We start from the raw sequence: 15,649 nt of genomic DNA, 5'->3' as shown, positions 1-15,649 counted from the left end.
AAATGCAATAAAAAAAAGCCCACCGAAGTGAGCTTTTCTTGATCTGTCTAGAATTTATTGCGCTGGCTGTTCTGCCGCACGGCGCTGTTCAGACACAGACGGGGTATTCGGCAAGGTATCCGTCGTGTTGACTTTCAAGCCGCCCCCCAGGGTTTTGTAGACTTCAACCTGATTGTTCAGATTGGCCTGTTCAAGCAATAACAAACCTTGTTCTGCTGCATAAGACGCACGCTGTGCATCCAGTACAGTCAGATAGCTGTCAATTCCGGCGCGGAAACGTGCCTGAGACAAGCGATAGGTGGTGTTGGTTGCTTCGACCAGACGGCGCTGAGCTGCCAGACGGTCACCAATATTCTGACGTACCGCCAAGGCATCATTCACTTCACGGAAAGCAGTCTGAATCGACTTTTCGTAATCTGACAAGGCAATTTGCTGATCGGTTTCAGAAATACGGATATTGGCCTGACGGGTACCCCAATCAAAAATTGGAATATCCAGACTTGGACCAAATGACCAGGCAAAACTACCTGATTTAAACAGGTCGCCTAAATCAGTAGAGGCATAACCTGCTGAACCAGTCAGACTAATCGTCGGGAACAGACGTGCACGTGCTGCGGCAATATTGGCACCCGCCGCAGACAGACGATACTCTGCTGCACGGACATCTGGACGGTTAATTAATAGATCACTTGGCAAGCCTGAACCCAATGCAGTATTTGAAGTGATGCGGGTTACGCGTTGTGCTGGTAATAAATTCGCAGGCACTTGCTGACCGACCAGCAGGTTTAACAGGTTTTGTGCCTGTGCTACCTGAGTGCGGTAATTCGCAACATCATTACGTGCTGTTTCAACCGAGATTTGCGCCTGACGCACTGGAAGCTCGCTGTCGATCCCGACATCAAAACGTTTCTTGTTCAGATTGAAAGATTCAAGCTGAGCTTTTAGTGTTTGTTCAGCCAAAGCCAGATTGGCATTGGCAAACGAATAGCTGAGCCAAGCCTGAGACACCTGACCAATCAAGGCAATTTGCGTCGCATCTCGCGCACTTTGGGTCGCCAGGAAACTATCCAGTGCATTGTCACGCAAGCTGCGGACACGTCCCCAAAAATCTAGTTCATACGCAGTTACACCCAGTCCGACATTATAAGTCGTCACTGCACCACGATTCTGGGAATTCATGGTGTCCTGGCGCAATACGCTACCACTGGCACCAATCGTCGGTAACTGGTTGTTTTCAGTAATCTGATACTGTTGCTGAGCTCGTTGAATATTGAGGGCAGCAATACGCAAATCACGGTTATTGTTTAATGCCAGATCCAGCACCTGTAACAGGCGCTGATCGGCAAAAAAGTTTTTATAACCCTGTTCTGCTACAGAAGTACCAGACGCATTGGTATAGCTGCTCGGGATATCTGCCTGCGCAACCGGCTCTGGACTGCGCATGCTTTGACAGGCCGTCAAAGCAAGCGCAAGGGCAGATACCGCAATGCTACGACCTGTAATAGACCATACATTTTGCATTACGACTTATACTCCTGATTTTGTTGTTTTGGTTTGTATTTAAAGACACTTCGAATCCACACGTAGAATACCGGGATAAAGAAGATACCTAACAAGGTCGAGCTGATCACGCCGCCGAGTACACCATAACCGACTGAATGCTGGCTACCTGCACCTGCACCTGAAGCCAGAGCAAGCGGTAATACACCAAAACCAAAGGCCAACGTGGTCATGATAATTGGACGTAAACGCATTTTTGCCGCATGCAAGGTTGCTTCAAATAACTCTTCACCTTGTTCCTGCAATTCTTTCGCAAACTCGACAATCAAGATCGCATTTTTCGCAGAAAGACCAATCACGGCAATAATCGCCACCTGGAAGTAAATGTTATTCGACAGGTTCGGATTTTGCAGTAATACCATTCCACCAAAGGTGAGTAATAATGCACCGACAATACCCAATGGGACCACCAGTAGAACCGAGAATGGAATCGACCAGCTTTCATATAGGGCTGCCAGACACAGGAAGACGATCAGCAGTGACAAGGCATACAGGAACGGCGCCTGTGCACCAGATTCACGCTCTTCTAAAGACAGACCTGTCCATTCGAAGTCGAAACCTTGCAAGCCCATTTCTGGTAACTTCGCTACAATTTCTTCCATGGCCACCATTGCATCACCCGAGCTGATACCCGGAGCAGGTGTACCCTGAATGTTCATGGACGATACGCCGTTATAACGCTCAAGACGTGGAGAACCGTAGGTCCATTCGCCTGTGGCAAACGCCGAGAATGGCACCATTTCACCGCGATTATTACGCACATACCATTGGTCCAGATCTTCCGGCATCATACGCGAGCCAGCTTCACCCTGAACATAGACTTTCTTGACACGACCGCGATCAATGAAGTCATTGATATACGAACCGCCCCAAGCAATACCCATGGTACTGTTAATTTCAGCAACACTCACGCCCAATGCACCGGCTTGTGCATGATCGACAATGACACGGTACTGTGGATTATCTTCCTGACCATTCGGACGTACACCAGCCAGACGCGAGTCTTGTGCTGCTAGACCGAGGATGGTATTACGTGCTGCCAGGAGCTGGTCATGACTTTGACCACTTGCAGCTTTGAGCTGTAAGTTAAAGCCAGCCGACACACCCAGTTCAGGCATTGCAGGTAATTGCAGTGGCATGATGTAAGACGCATCTTTGACAATCATGTTCAGCGCCATACCACGTTGAATAATGGCACCGACTTGAGCTTCCGGACTGTTACGCTCTGACCAGTCTTTCAGTTTAATAAATGCCAGACCTGCGTTTTGTCCCACACCCGTGAAGGAGAAACCTGCCACACTAAACACGGACTCGACATGCTCTTTCTCGTTTTCCAAGAAATAGTTGGTCATGGTGCTGACCACTTTGTCGGTACGTTCCAAGGTTGCATTTGGCGGTAACTGAACCAGCGTCATGACCACGCCCTGGTCTTCATCCGGTAAGAACGAAGAAGGCAGTTTCTGGAATAACAGCACAATAATACCCAGTACCACGGCATACACCACGCCTGAGAAAATCTTGCTATGAGTCATACGGTTGACGCCGCCCTGATATTTCACAGAAACCTTGTCAAAACTGCTATTAAACCAGCGGAAGAAACGCGCAAATATACCATTACTTTGCGGCTTGTTCGGATCATGCTGTTTCAGCAGGGTCGCACATAGGGCAGGGGTAAAGGTTAATGCCACTATCAGCGACAAGACCATTGCTGTGACCAGCGTAATCGAGAACTGACGATAAATAACCCCGGTGGTTCCACCGAAGAAAGCCATTGGAACGAATACTGCCGATAGCACCGAGGTAATACCAATCAGTGCACCAGAAATCTGTTTCATCGACTTTTCAGTTGCAGAAACCGGATCCAGATGCTCTTCCACCATGACCCGTTCGACGTTCTCGACCACAACAATCGCGTCATCGACCAGAAGACCAATCGCCAGTACCATGGCAAACATGGTTAGGGTATTAATCGAGAAGCCGAAGACATTAATCACGGCAAAGGTACCCAATACCACGACTGGAACTGCCATGGTTGGAATAATGGTAGCACGCCAGTTCTGCAGGAACAGGAACATGACCAGGAACACCAGAATAATTGCTTCGATTAGCGTTTTAACTACACTCTTGATTGACAGTTCAATAAATGGCGTGGTGTCAAAAGCCAGTTGGTCGACCATGCCTTGCGGATAGTTCGGACGTAACTGCTCTAAGCGTTCTTCTACTGCTTGGGCTGTATCAAGCGCATTAGCACCAGTGGCAAGTTTAATTGCCACACCACCAGCTGGTTTACCGTTAAACTTCGAATCAAACTGATAATTATCTGCACCAAGTTCAACCCGTGCAACATCACCCAGACGGACTTGCGCGCCCGAAGTGGTGTTTTTCAGGAAGATATTGCTGAACTGTTCTGGAGTTTGCAGCAGGCTTTGTGCAGTGACAGTCGCATTCAGGACTTGTCCTTCAACAGCGGGTGCACCACCGAGTTGACCCACAGCGACCTGAGCATTCTGGGTACGGATGGCAGTCGCAATATCACTTGGCGTGACTTGCAGGCTCGCCATTTTGGCTGGATCAAGCCAGATTCGCATAGCATAAGAACCACCAAAGACCTGAACTTCACCCACCCCAGCCACACGGCTTAAAGGTTCAGAAATGTTCGAATTTACATAGTCTTTGATATCATCGGCGGTCATGCTGCCATCAGGTGAATAGAAAGCCAATACCTGCAGGAAGCTGGCGCCTGATTTGGTAACACGCACACCCTGACGCTGTACATCTTCAGGCAGCAGGGCAGTCGCAGACTGTAATTTGTTCTGGACCTGAACCTGTGCGATATCAGGATCGACACCTTGTTCAAAGTTCAAGGAAATAGACGAAGAACCGTTACCCGCACTGTTAGATGAGATATAACGCAGTCCATCCAGACCATTCATTTGCTGCTCGATGATCTGGGTTACAGTATTTTCGACCGTTTCAGCAGATGCACCTGGATAAGTCGCAGAAATCGTGACTGTAGGCGGTGCAATGGTTGGATACTGGGCAATCGGCATTTTGGTCAGGGTCAAAATACCCGCCAGCATAATCACCAATGCAATCACCCAAGCGAAAATCGGGCGATGAATAAAGAATTGAGCCATAAACCTTACTCCTTATGCTTTAGCAGCAGGTTTTTGTTCAGATTGTTCTTTTGCATCATCCGCTTTTTGCGCTGCACCTGGTTGTTGGGCAGCAGGTTGTGCAGCACCCTGTGGTGCAGCAGCTTGAGGCTGGTAAGGTTTAGCCACGACCTGTTGTTCCGGTTTTACTTTCGCAATACCATCTACAATCACTTTATCGCCTGGATTCAGACCTTCAGTCACAATCCAGTTGCTGCCTTGAGAACCAACGGTAGTCACTGGACGTGGCGTCACTTTATTGTCAGCACCGACCAGCATCGCCATTGCCTGACCTGTTGGGGTACGAGTCAAAGCTGCTTGCGGAATCAGGAAAGCATTCGGTACTTCACCCTGTACGATTTGCGCAGTGGCAAACATACCTGGAAGAAGCAGATGATTTTTGTTCGGGAATACCGCACGTAAAGTCACGGTACCTGTTTCCGGGTTCACGCTAGCATCAGAGAATGCAAGACGGCCTTCAACCGGGTAGATACTGCCATCTTCAAGCTTTAACTTGACTTTGGTATTGTTAGAGCTGTTCAAGCTGCCTTGATTAAGCTGTTGACGTAAACGTAAAAGCTCGGCACTTGACTGGTTGATATCTACATAGATGGGATCTAGACGCTGAATCGTTACCAATGGCTCTGGCTGATTCGCTGTTACCAAAGCACCCGCCGTCACAGACGAACGGTTGGTCTGGCCTGAAATCGGCGCGCGTACAGTCGAATAGCCCAAGTTGATTTCTGCATTACGCAAAGTTGCGCGATTGGCATTCAAATCAGCTTCAGCCAGTTTGACCTGTGCCGCGATGTCATCATATTCCTGTTTGGAAATGGCATTGGTACCGACCAGTTGACGGTAACGGCCTTCCTTCACACGCAATACGCCCAGATTGGCTTCAGCACGGGCAATCGCTGCACGGGCATTGTCTACTGTAGTGCGGTTGGTGCTTGAATCGATTTCATATAAGGCCTGACCTTCACGCACATAGCTGCCTTCCGTGAACAAGCGTTTAAGCACCACGCCACTGGCTTGTGGACGTACGTCTGAAATTTCAAATGCTGTTGTACGACCTGAGAGCTCTACAGACTGCTCTACACTTTGCGGTTGTGCAACAAGAACACCGACTTCAGTCGGTGGCATTTGTTGTTGAGCACCAGCTTGCTGGCCCTCTTTAGGATCTTTGCTACAACCAACAAGTGCAAGACTTGTTGCCATTGCGCAAGCAGTCAGGGCAGGTGCCCAAAGCTTTGCAGACATCATTATTCCACCTCTAATTAGATTTATATCTAAATTTTCTTATTTGTGAGCCGCGCAATATCTGATCCAGACCATATACCACAACGAAATCCAAATAAAACTGATACTCCAGCCGGATATGACATCTGAAGGAAAATGTACACCCAGATAAACTCTTGAGATCCCCATCATCAACATCCATACCACTGCACCAATCACAGTGAGGGTATAACGGGAATGTTGCCGATGGATGTAAATTGCCAGACACGCCAGACAGGCCGCATATAGACTATGGGCACTTGGAAAGGAACTTCCAAAGCTTTCAACCAGATGCAAGGATTCTGGTGGTCGGGGTCGGGCAATTGCAAATTTCAACAGCCAAGCTAGGAGAATTCCTCCGATAATTCCGATACATATAAAAATTGCGTTTGTATACTTTTTATACCACAGCAATGCAATACACCATAGCGTGGATAAAAATAATACAAATGGCATGCCACCTATTAAGGATAAGGACTGAGTAATTTGATTCCAAAACTCGGTGCGATACAGACTCATCCATTCCACAGCTTGCAAGTCGAGCTCGTTTAAAGCGGGAATATTCAGGATGAACACACTGAAAATTAAAAATAAAATACCGACAAAAAGTAACAAGTAATGCATGCCAAAAATCCTTGTCCTTTTAACCGTTCGCAGATCGGTCAATTGTCTGACCAAAGTGTACTTGTCAGTACACTTTTTTTCAAGTGTGCGTATTTTATGCGAATTCCATTTTTTTCGTAAGGAATTTGTTGCTAAATATAGTGTAATTATCTCAGTTTTGAGTTTTTGTCGATGTATGATTTTCGTCAATTTCAATGCTTTGCTTGGGTGGCCAGAAGAAATCACTAGGTCGGGTCAGGAAGTGCGTCATGACCAGTTTTGCCAAAGGTTTCCACTGTTCAAAACGCACCCGGCGTGCGCGTAAGGCTACAATAATCGTCAGAGTGAAACTGACAAACAAGTTGGTCAGGCCAATGAGTAACACACCCAGAAAAGACACTACGATCAAGCCGATATCGGGACCATTGATCGTAATTAGACCCTGAATAAAGTTGGCAGAGGCAAAGGCGATATGGCGAATATCCAGTGGCAGACCGAGAATAAAACCAAGGGTACCCATACTGCCGAGCATGATCCCGAAAATAAAATTACCCGCCAGTGCACCCAGATTGCGTTCGATATAATCAGCAAAACGGTAAAGACGTTCTTGCCCCATCAGCTGAGATAACCGCACATGGGCTTTCAGGCGCGGACCAACTTTGCGGTAAACGGCCATATTGTCAAAATAACCGGCCAATAATCCGGACAGGAACAGACATACCCCGGCAATCGCTGCATGCGGAATTGCCAACGAAGTAAACGGATTCAGGTCATGCAGGGTTTTGGCAGCCTTGGCATGATTCATTAAAGGTTCATGCAGCGCAAAATCCCACAGCAGGGTAATCAATGCTGCTACTGGAATCGCAATCGAAATATTGCCCAGAATGGCGACAAACTGGGTGCGGATGATATTTACAATCAGCGCAGCCAGCTCGGCAATCTGAGCCATTTTCGAGCCTTTACGCTGCTGTACGGTAGCAGCCAGTGCGGCAGCAGTCATCGCCGGCTGTTTGGTTGCCACGGTAAAATGCAGCACATGAATTAGCATAAAGCCTAGCGAATAGTTCATGCTATAGCTAAAGGCCTGCATCAAAGGGGCCATGGTGAGGCGTGTCATCAGAACTTTTAAGGTGGCCATTGTTGCGATGATGGCACCAGCCCCTGCAGCCGATTTATACATGGCCAGAAAGCCTTGCTTGTCGGTACTCACATAATGTTCACCAGTCTTGCTGGCATTTTCAGTTACCTGTAAAGCTAAAAGTTCACTATTGGTAGCCAGCAGGGCCCGCACACTGCGTTCACTATAAATTGCTTCAGTAATGTCCGCCATAAACAGGCCAATGGATTGATAACGCAGATCATCGTCATCCATCACCATATTCAGCAGAATCTCAACCCGTTCCAGACACTGTTCTAGCAGTGCCAGCATATAGGTCAGGCTGACACTGACGCCAGTCCGCTTGGTAGAACGGCGAATCTTGGCCACGACATCATGACATTGTTCCAGCATCACCAGCGCTTGTGAGGCATCCGGTGGGGTAATCGAATCGACCAGGGTGACTGTGTTATAACGTTTTTTATATTCCTGAATAAACTCGTTAATCTCACGATTCTGCACCAGAAAAGGAGATTCGTATTCCATCAGTTCAGGCTGGGCATTAATAAATTCAGGGTGCAGACCAATACCACTGATCCGGTACGACAAAATGGTCAGTGCCTTGATTAGCTGGTCTTTAATCCGGGTTTTTTCAGGTTGATTGGAATGTCCCTGATTCAGGACTGCAAATAAACGTTGCCAGTCATCTTCATCAAAATAGTCTAGCCAGTATTTATCAGTACGTTGATAAAAAACCTTGCGAAATAATTCCTGAAGTTGTTGATGGTCAGGAATCAGCGGCAAGACATGTGCACCAAGGCGCTGGTTTAGCTGGTTCCAGAATCCATCTAGAGACAAAATGCCGGTATCGGAAAACAGACCGGTCTGTTTATAGCGGTTAATGATCCGCAGGGTAAAGGTTTGAAGCGTGGCAACCGCATTCGGGGTGAGTAATAAAGCCCGGATAAATGCATTGAATTTCGCTTCGATCTCTTCGGTATTTCTGCTGTCTTCAGGTCTGATTCTTTCAACCAGTTCAATCAGAAGATTTTCATCCAGCACCGCCCGAGGTTGTTCAAGCTGGTGTTGCATGTTTTGAAAAAGATCTAGAAAATTAATATGCATAGGCGAGTTTAAAAGTTACTGAATTCGGTGTAGGGCCAGTTTGGCCAGATTAATCAGGGCCTGACGATATTCGGAGTCAGGTAATGCCTGTAAGGCATCAATTGCAATTTCAGTTTCTTCTGTAGCACGTTGACGGCAATAATCCAGCGCACCAGATTCATTGACAATTTGAATGACCTGTTCCAGATGTTCCGTACCGCCAGTCGCAATACTGCGACGGATGATTTCATGTTGCTCACCGGTGGTGTTTTTCAGTGCCGCAATCAATGGCAGGGTCGGTTTACCTTCCATCAGATCATCACCAATATTTTTGCCGAGCGTGTCCGCATCGGAGGTGTAATCTAAAATGTCATCAATAATCTGGAAAGCATTGCCGAAATGTCCGGCAAAGGTTTTTAAAGGCTGACGGAATTCATCTTTATCCGACAAAATGGCAGCACCTTCGGTGGCCAGTTCAAACAGGCGCGAAGTTTTGCCATGAATAATATTCAAATAAGTCGCTTCAGTGGTTTCCGGTTGATGCTGGGATTGTAGTTGCAGCACTTCACCTTCAGCAATTTCACAGGTACCGGTCGAAAAATCTTTGAGCAACACCATGTTGTTCAGATCGACCAGCAAATCAAAAGCACGTGAAATCAGAAAGTCACCGACTAAAACCGCAGTCTGGTTATTCCAGGTCGCATTGGCCGTCGGGCGGCCACGGCGCAGGCCAGACTCATCCACCACATCATCATGCACCAGTGTTGCGGTATGCAGCATCTCAATGATTGCAGCCAGTTTGCGGTGCGGTTCTAAATTTTCAGCACCACACGCCTTGGCGGCCAAAAGGCACATAATCGGGCGCATACGTTTGCCACCCGCTTCTACCACATGTTTGCTGACAGCCATCACTAATGCAACTTTTGAGGTAATTCCTTCATTAATGAATGTGTCCATCGCAGCAAAGTCGTTAGCAACAGGCGCGAGAATGTCTTGCTTAAAGTCGATGGTCATGTGAAAGAAAACCTCTAGTCTGGTAAATCGCTGGGCGTAGTTTAACAATTTATAACATGAGTGAAACCTAAGAAATGCATAAACTCCACTAAAAATCAGCTTTTTATAGATCTTATGTAGATTCGATCCATATTTTGAGCCATAAAAAATCAGGAAAGGTCAGGGGCGTGGCCCTATTCGTCAGGCTGAGTATATTAATCAAACTGGCCGGATTTCTGCTGTATTATTTTGTTGCTGAATATATCTTGAGTATTTGATTTGATAGAAATTATTTAATAGTTAAATAATTAGCGCATCCTGCTCATTATTATTTCAGTAAAATGGCTTGTTGTTTTTTTGAATATCCCTTAAAATCCTCGCCCTTAGATATCCCCCCAGTGGCGTACGTCTTAAGTTCGATATATTCCTTTATCGGCACGACGGCACGGGCTTGTTTGGAGTACATTATGTACGCAGTAATCCAAAGCGGTGGTAAACAGCACCGTGTAGTTGAGGGTGAAACCCTTAAAGTAGAATTATTGAAAGCTGAAACTGGCGCGACTATTACGTTTGATGACGTATTGATGCTTGTTAACGGTGAAAGCATTCAAATCGGTGCTCCAGTTGTTGCTGGTGCTACTGTAACTGCTGAAGTAGTTAGCCATGGTCGTCACGACAAAATCCGCATCATCAAAATGCGTCGTCGTAAACACTACCGTAAACAACAAGGTCACCGTCAATGGTTCACTGAGTTGAAAATTACAGCTATTTCAGGCTAATTACGAGGAGTAAATAGACATGGCAACTAAAAAAGCCGGTGGTTCGACTAAGAACGGTCGTGATTCGAATCCTAAGATGTTAGGTGTTAAAGTTTACGGTGGTCAAACTGTAACTGCAGGTAACATCATCGTTCGTCAACGTGGTACTGAATTCCACGCTGGTCAAAACGTTGGTATGGGTCGTGACCATACATTATTTGCTACTGCTGATGGCGTAGTAAAATTCGAAGTGAAAGGTCAATTCGGCCGTCGCTACGTATCTGTTGACGCGTAATTCGCTGAGATAGAAAAAAGCCCACAGTTATTGTGGGTTTTTTTATGCCTGAAAATTAATAGGCAGATTAAGCGACATTCCATAATGTAAAAATTGTCCTGAAATCTTCATAATGATGAACAAAAAAACCGGTTTCGAATTAATAACAATACAAAAGTTCTTATTTTCTATCATTTTAGCTTTTAATTTTCGTTTAAGATGAGCTATCAAATAAATTGCGATCACGCAAAATATAAAGGTGAAATTATGAATATGCTTCGTAAAACCGTCTGTGCTATGGCTCTGGGTGCAGTGACTTTAGCACCGGTGATGAGTACAACCGTGTTTGCTGCACCTGTGGCAGCTTCGGAGCAACAGGCAACAGCCAGTCTGGTCAAACAGCTCAATCATGTGCGTAGCATGACGGCAAATTTCGAACAAAGCACCAAGGTAACCAACCCGAGAGCGACCCAGAAAAAAGGTTTGACTGCACAACATATGAATCAAACCTTTAAAGGCGTGATGAAAGTCGCGCGTCCGGGTAAATTCTATTGGGAAACGACTGCACCGTCGAAGCAAGTCATTGCAACCACGGGTAAAACCGTCTGGATTTATGATCCGGACTTGCAGCAAGCCGTTCGTCAAAGCTTAGATGAGCAGGTTGCCAATACACCGGCGTTATTGCTGTCAGGAAACACCAGCCAGATTATGCAGTCTTACCGGGTGACTCAGCCAAATAAAGGCAAAACCTATTACACGCTATATCCTAAAAATACCGATGGTGTGTTTGAAAGCCTGACCATTAGCTTTGGCGCGAACAAAGCACCAAGCTTGATGATCTTGCAGGATTCATTGGGACAAACCACCCATATCAAATTTAGCAATGTAAAAGTAAATAGCAGTATTCCAGCCTCTACCTTTAACTTTACTCCACCAAAAGGTACGGACATTATTGATCAATAAGCATCAATATGAACCAACTAAAAAAGCAACCTTTCGAGGTTGCTTTTTTATTGCCGATCATCAGGATTTTTTTGAGCAGGCTACAAGGTTCAGCTATATCTAAACAGGAGAGCATCTTAGAATAAATAAAAGTCGAGTCAATGGAATTGCAAAATTTTGGGAGCTCAGGATGAAGAATAATCTATTTAGAACAGTTGGAATCTACGCTGTCTTATTACTCACTGTGGGTATGATGGGTTGTCAACCTCAATCCAGCTCAGTGGCAACGCTCGCGCAAACAGACCGTGTTGTGCAGATTGAAGCCAAGAGCGTTCCTGTGAAAGGGGCAGCCAAAGTGGTGTGTGAAATAGAAGGTTGTGTACGCTTTGATCTACAAACAGTGGACAGCAATATTGACTGGATTAATCAATATTTTATTGAGCGGATACAGCATACCGAACCTGTTGCATTCACCAAGGTCACCCAGAAAAATCCTAAAAAAGCCGATGAGCCGTATTATCTGGATCAGCGCTTTATCAAGGTGGAATTTGTCGGTCAGCGTGCCCATCTGGCTTCTTTTGCCTTAAAAAGTTCCAATCTACCTCGCAATCAGTCCAAGCTGATGACTCATACGGAATATATCAATTTTGATCTAAAACAGAAAAAACGTTTGGCTTTGTCTCAACTGTTATTAAATGGTGGTGAGCAGAAACTGCTGAATGCGATGTATCGAACCAATACTCAATGGCTGAATACGCAGGGTATTCAACAACAGCAGTTAAAATTGAGTGATAACTATTATTTTGATACAACAGGTCTGGTGATGGTGTATCCGGCAGGCGAACTAGCTCCGGCAGCAGCAGGAATGCCTGAATTAAAAGTGTCATATGCGGATTTAAATGAAGTGATTCGCCCTGAATATTTAGCCATTTTGCAGCAGACAGCTTCCTAAATATTGTGCTAATAGGACGCAGCCGTGGTCTTGGTCACTGTATTTTTTAATGCTAAGAGCTTACACTATAGCCAGTTTTTTTCTTCTGCAAAGATTGATTATGATCGACCCGAAATTACTCAGAAATAATATTGAGGCTGTAAATGTAGCCTTGGCAAAACGTGGTGTTCAACTCAATGTTGAAGAGTGGGCATCCCTAGAAGCACGCCGTAAAGAGATTCAGTCCAAGACAGAAACACTGCAAGCTGAACGTAATGCCGGTGCCAAACAAGTCGGTCAAATTAAAAAAGCAGGTGGCGACGCATCTGAAATCATGACTCGCATGTCTGCGATTGGTGATGAAATCAAAGCGGCTGAAGCAGCACTGGCTGAACTGCAAGCTGAGCTTGAAGAAAAATTATTATCTATTCCAAACTTGCCAGATGAAGCTGTGCCTGAAGGTAAAGACGAAAGCGATAACGTGGAAATCCTGAAATGGGGTACACCGCGTGAATTTGATTTCGAAATCAAAGACCATACGGATCTGGGCGAAATGATGGGCGGTCTTGAATTTGAAACCGCGACCAAATTAACTGGTTCACGCTTCAGTGTATTGAAAGGTCCATTGGCGCGTTTACAACGTGCCATTACCCAGTTCATGCTAAATACGCATACTGATCAAAATGGTTATACCGAAGCCTATGTGCCTTATCTGGTCAATGCAGATTCATTGCGTGGGACTGGTCAGCTGCCTAAATTTGAAGAAGATCTGTTTAAGCTGCAGGGCGAAAAAGAGTTTTATCTGATTCCAACTGCTGAAGTGCCAGTGACGAATTTCGTACGTGATGAAATTATTGATGCAGACCGTCTGCCACTGAAATATGCAGCGCACACGCCATGTTTCCGTAGCGAAGCAGGTTCTTATGGTCGTGATACCCGCGGTTTGATCCGTCAGCACCAATTCGACAAAGTCGAAATGGTTCAAATTGTGAAGCCTGAAACTTCGATGCAAGTGCTTGAAGAATTGACTGGCCATGCTGAAGGCATCTTGCAGGCACTTGGACTTCCATATCGTAAAATTTTACTTTGTGGTGGTGACATGGGCTTTGGTGCGACCAAGACTTATGACCTGGAAGTTTGGGTACCAAGCCAAAATACCTATCGTGAAATTTCTTCATGCTCAAACATGGGGGACTTCCAGGCACGTCGTATGAAAGCGCGTTACCGTGCTGATCAGAAGAAAACTGAATTTGTACATACCTTGAATGGTTCAGGTCTGGCCGTGGGTCGTACTTTACTTGCAGTGATGGAAAACTATCAGCGCGCCGATGGCTCGATTGAGATTCCTGAAGTATTACGTCCATATATGGGTGGTGCGACTTATATCGACTAATTGTCGATCTCAGCATCCCTAAATGTGCATGAAAATTGCATAGACAGCAGATTTAAAATTTTGAGGTAGTTCGTGGATATTTTTCCAATCTCGTTAAAGTTGCAACAGCAACCTTGTCTGATTGTCGGTGGTGGACATATTGCATACCGTAAAGCACTTCTCCTACAAAAAGCAGGTGCGATCATTCATGTGATTGCGCCTGAAATTGAAGAGAGTCTGCTGCGAATTGTGCAAAATAGCCAAGGACACTATGTGCAGGCAGCTTTTCATCCTGAAGTTGCGTTACGTTCATATCGACTGGTGATTGCGGCGACTGATGATGCAGAGACCAATCGTCAGGTCTTTGAATTGTGTGAAGCGGAAAATGTCCTGGTCAATAGCGTTGATGATCCGCCGCATTGCCGCTTTATGGTTCCTGCAATTATTGACCGTTCGCCATTGGTGATTTCAGTGGCATCGAATGGTACGTCGCCCGTGTTGTCGCGGCAGATCCGGACTCAGCTTGAAACGACTATTCCGCATGGTATGGGCAAGCTGGCTGAATTTTCAGGAAAATGGCGCAGTGCGGTTAAGGCTAAAATTGTCAATCCGGATGAACGTCGTATTTTCTGGGAAGATTTATATGCCAGTCCGCTAAAAGAACAGGTGTTCAACGACAATATCGCGGAAGCAGATCGCCTGATCGAGCAAGCATTACAAGAATGGCAAAAGCCGAAAGGTGAAGTCTACTTGGTCGGTGCGGGTCCTGGTGATCCAGAACTGTTAACCTTAAAAGCCCTACGTTTGATGCAGCAGGCTGATGTGGTCATTTACGACCGTCTGGTTTCAGCGCCAATTATGGAGCTGTGCCGCCGTGATGCGGAAAAGATCTATGTGGGTAAGGCACGTTCCAATCATGCAGTTCCGCAAGATGGGATTAATGCCTTGTTGGTGAAATATGCCAGTGAAGGAAAACGGGTTTGTCGTCTGAAAGGCGGTGATCCATTTATCTTCGGGCGTGGCGGTGAAGAGATTGAAGAGCTATTTGCTGCAGGGATTACTTTCCAGGTGGTTCCAGGAATTACCGCAGCTTCAGGCTGTTCAGCCTATGCCGGTATTCCATTAACCCATCGTGATTATGCGCAAAGTGTGCGTTTTCTGACAGGTCACTTAAAAGAAGGTTCGCCAGAATTGCCTTGGAGTGAGTTGGTCTATGAAAACCAGACCTTAGTGCTCTATATGGGACTGGTTGGACTGGAGAAAATCTGTGCAGAATTAATCGCTCATGGTCAGCGAGCCGACATGCCGGTGGCCTTGGTTTCTAAAGGTACGACGCCTGAACAGAAAGTCGTCGTGGGAACCCTTGCTGACATTGCATCCAAAGTGTCCGAACATCAGATTCAGGCACCGACTTTGACCATTATTGGTGAAGTTGTACGCTTACGTGAACAATTGCAATGGCATGAGCGAGGATAAGCAAAGCACTGCTTTGTCCGAGCGCAAGACGAAGGCTGTGCCTGAAGTAAGAGGATAAGCAAAGCACTGCTTTGTCCGAGCGCAAGACGAAGGCTGTGCCTGAAGTA

At 46.1% G+C, this 15,649-nt stretch carries 12 protein-coding genes; 6 read left to right on the top strand and 6 right to left on the bottom strand.

The window, feature by feature from the left end; all coding sequences use genetic code 11:
- Nucleotides 1-54: 54 nt before the first annotated feature.
- The 6 genes from adeK to sdsA form a co-directional block, all read right to left on the bottom strand.
- Nucleotides 55-1,521: a multidrug efflux RND transporter AdeIJK outer membrane channel subunit AdeK gene (adeK, locus tag ACNPNW_RS14650; RefSeq protein WP_004280647.1), complete on the bottom strand. Its 1,467-nt coding sequence runs from the start codon at nt 1,519-1,521 to the stop codon at nt 55-57.
- Entirely contained in the window at nt 1,521-4,697 is a 3,177-nt protein-coding gene (locus tag ACNPNW_RS14645) for an efflux RND transporter permease subunit (RefSeq protein WP_311203737.1), read from the bottom strand. Before ACNPNW_RS14645 ends, adeK begins: the two co-directional genes overlap by 1 nt.
- Before the next feature lie 12 nt (nt 4,698-4,709).
- The gene (locus tag ACNPNW_RS14640) at nt 4,710-5,978 is read right to left on the bottom strand and encodes an efflux RND transporter periplasmic adaptor subunit (protein WP_004814853.1); all 1,269 of its coding nucleotides are present in this window, start codon (nt 5,976-5,978) and stop codon (nt 4,710-4,712) included.
- A gap of 36 nt (nt 5,979-6,014) precedes the next feature.
- Nucleotides 6,015-6,617, bottom strand: a complete 603-nt coding sequence (locus ACNPNW_RS14635) for a phosphatase PAP2 family protein (protein WP_219308715.1) — start codon at nt 6,615-6,617, stop codon at nt 6,015-6,017.
- 151 nt (nt 6,618-6,768) lie between these two features.
- On the bottom strand, nt 6,769-8,817 hold the full coding sequence (locus tag ACNPNW_RS14630) for a site-specific recombinase (RefSeq protein ID WP_253099835.1): 2,049 nt from the start codon (nt 8,815-8,817) through the stop codon (nt 6,769-6,771).
- A gap of 15 nt (nt 8,818-8,832) precedes the next feature.
- On the bottom strand, nt 8,833-9,810 hold the full coding sequence (gene sdsA, locus ACNPNW_RS14625) for an All-trans-nonaprenyl-diphosphate synthase (RefSeq protein WP_004280641.1): 978 nt from the start codon (nt 9,808-9,810) through the stop codon (nt 8,833-8,835).
- Nucleotides 9,811-10,256: 446 nt separating this feature from the next.
- Here sdsA and rplU point away from each other — a divergent pair, with 446 nt between their 5' ends.
- The 6 genes from rplU (at nt 10,257) to cysG (ending at nt 15,542) form a co-directional block, all read left to right on the top strand.
- A complete protein-coding gene (gene rplU / locus ACNPNW_RS14620; RefSeq protein ID WP_004280640.1) occupies nt 10,257-10,568 on the top strand; it encodes a 50S ribosomal protein L21 in 312 nt (103 codons plus the stop codon).
- Between the two features lie 19 nt (nt 10,569-10,587).
- On the top strand, nt 10,588-10,842 hold the full coding sequence (rpmA, locus tag ACNPNW_RS14615; protein ID WP_004280639.1) for a 50S ribosomal protein L27: 255 nt from the start codon (nt 10,588-10,590) through the stop codon (nt 10,840-10,842).
- A 246-nt stretch (nt 10,843-11,088) separates the two neighbouring features.
- Entirely contained in the window at nt 11,089-11,784 is a 696-nt protein-coding gene (gene lolA, locus ACNPNW_RS14610; protein ID WP_420937837.1) for an outer membrane lipoprotein periplasmic chaperone LolA, read from the top strand.
- A gap of 169 nt (nt 11,785-11,953) precedes the next feature.
- Nucleotides 11,954-12,715 (top strand): RsiV family protein, encoded by a 762-nt coding sequence (locus ACNPNW_RS14605; RefSeq protein WP_420937838.1) that lies wholly within the window; start codon nt 11,954-11,956, stop codon nt 12,713-12,715.
- Between the two features lie 100 nt (nt 12,716-12,815).
- On the top strand, nt 12,816-14,087 hold the full coding sequence (gene serS / locus ACNPNW_RS14600; RefSeq protein WP_004645799.1) for a serine--tRNA ligase: 1,272 nt from the start codon (nt 12,816-12,818) through the stop codon (nt 14,085-14,087).
- A gap of 72 nt (nt 14,088-14,159) precedes the next feature.
- On the top strand, nt 14,160-15,542 hold the full coding sequence (gene cysG / locus ACNPNW_RS14595) for a siroheme synthase CysG (RefSeq protein WP_420937840.1): 1,383 nt from the start codon (nt 14,160-14,162) through the stop codon (nt 15,540-15,542).
- The last annotated feature ends 107 nt before the right edge of the window (nt 15,543-15,649 follow it).

The organism is Acinetobacter endophylla (genome assembly GCF_053543775.1).
Note: the sequence above shows the minus strand (reverse complement) of the source record. Positions and strands in the feature narration are given on the sequence as shown.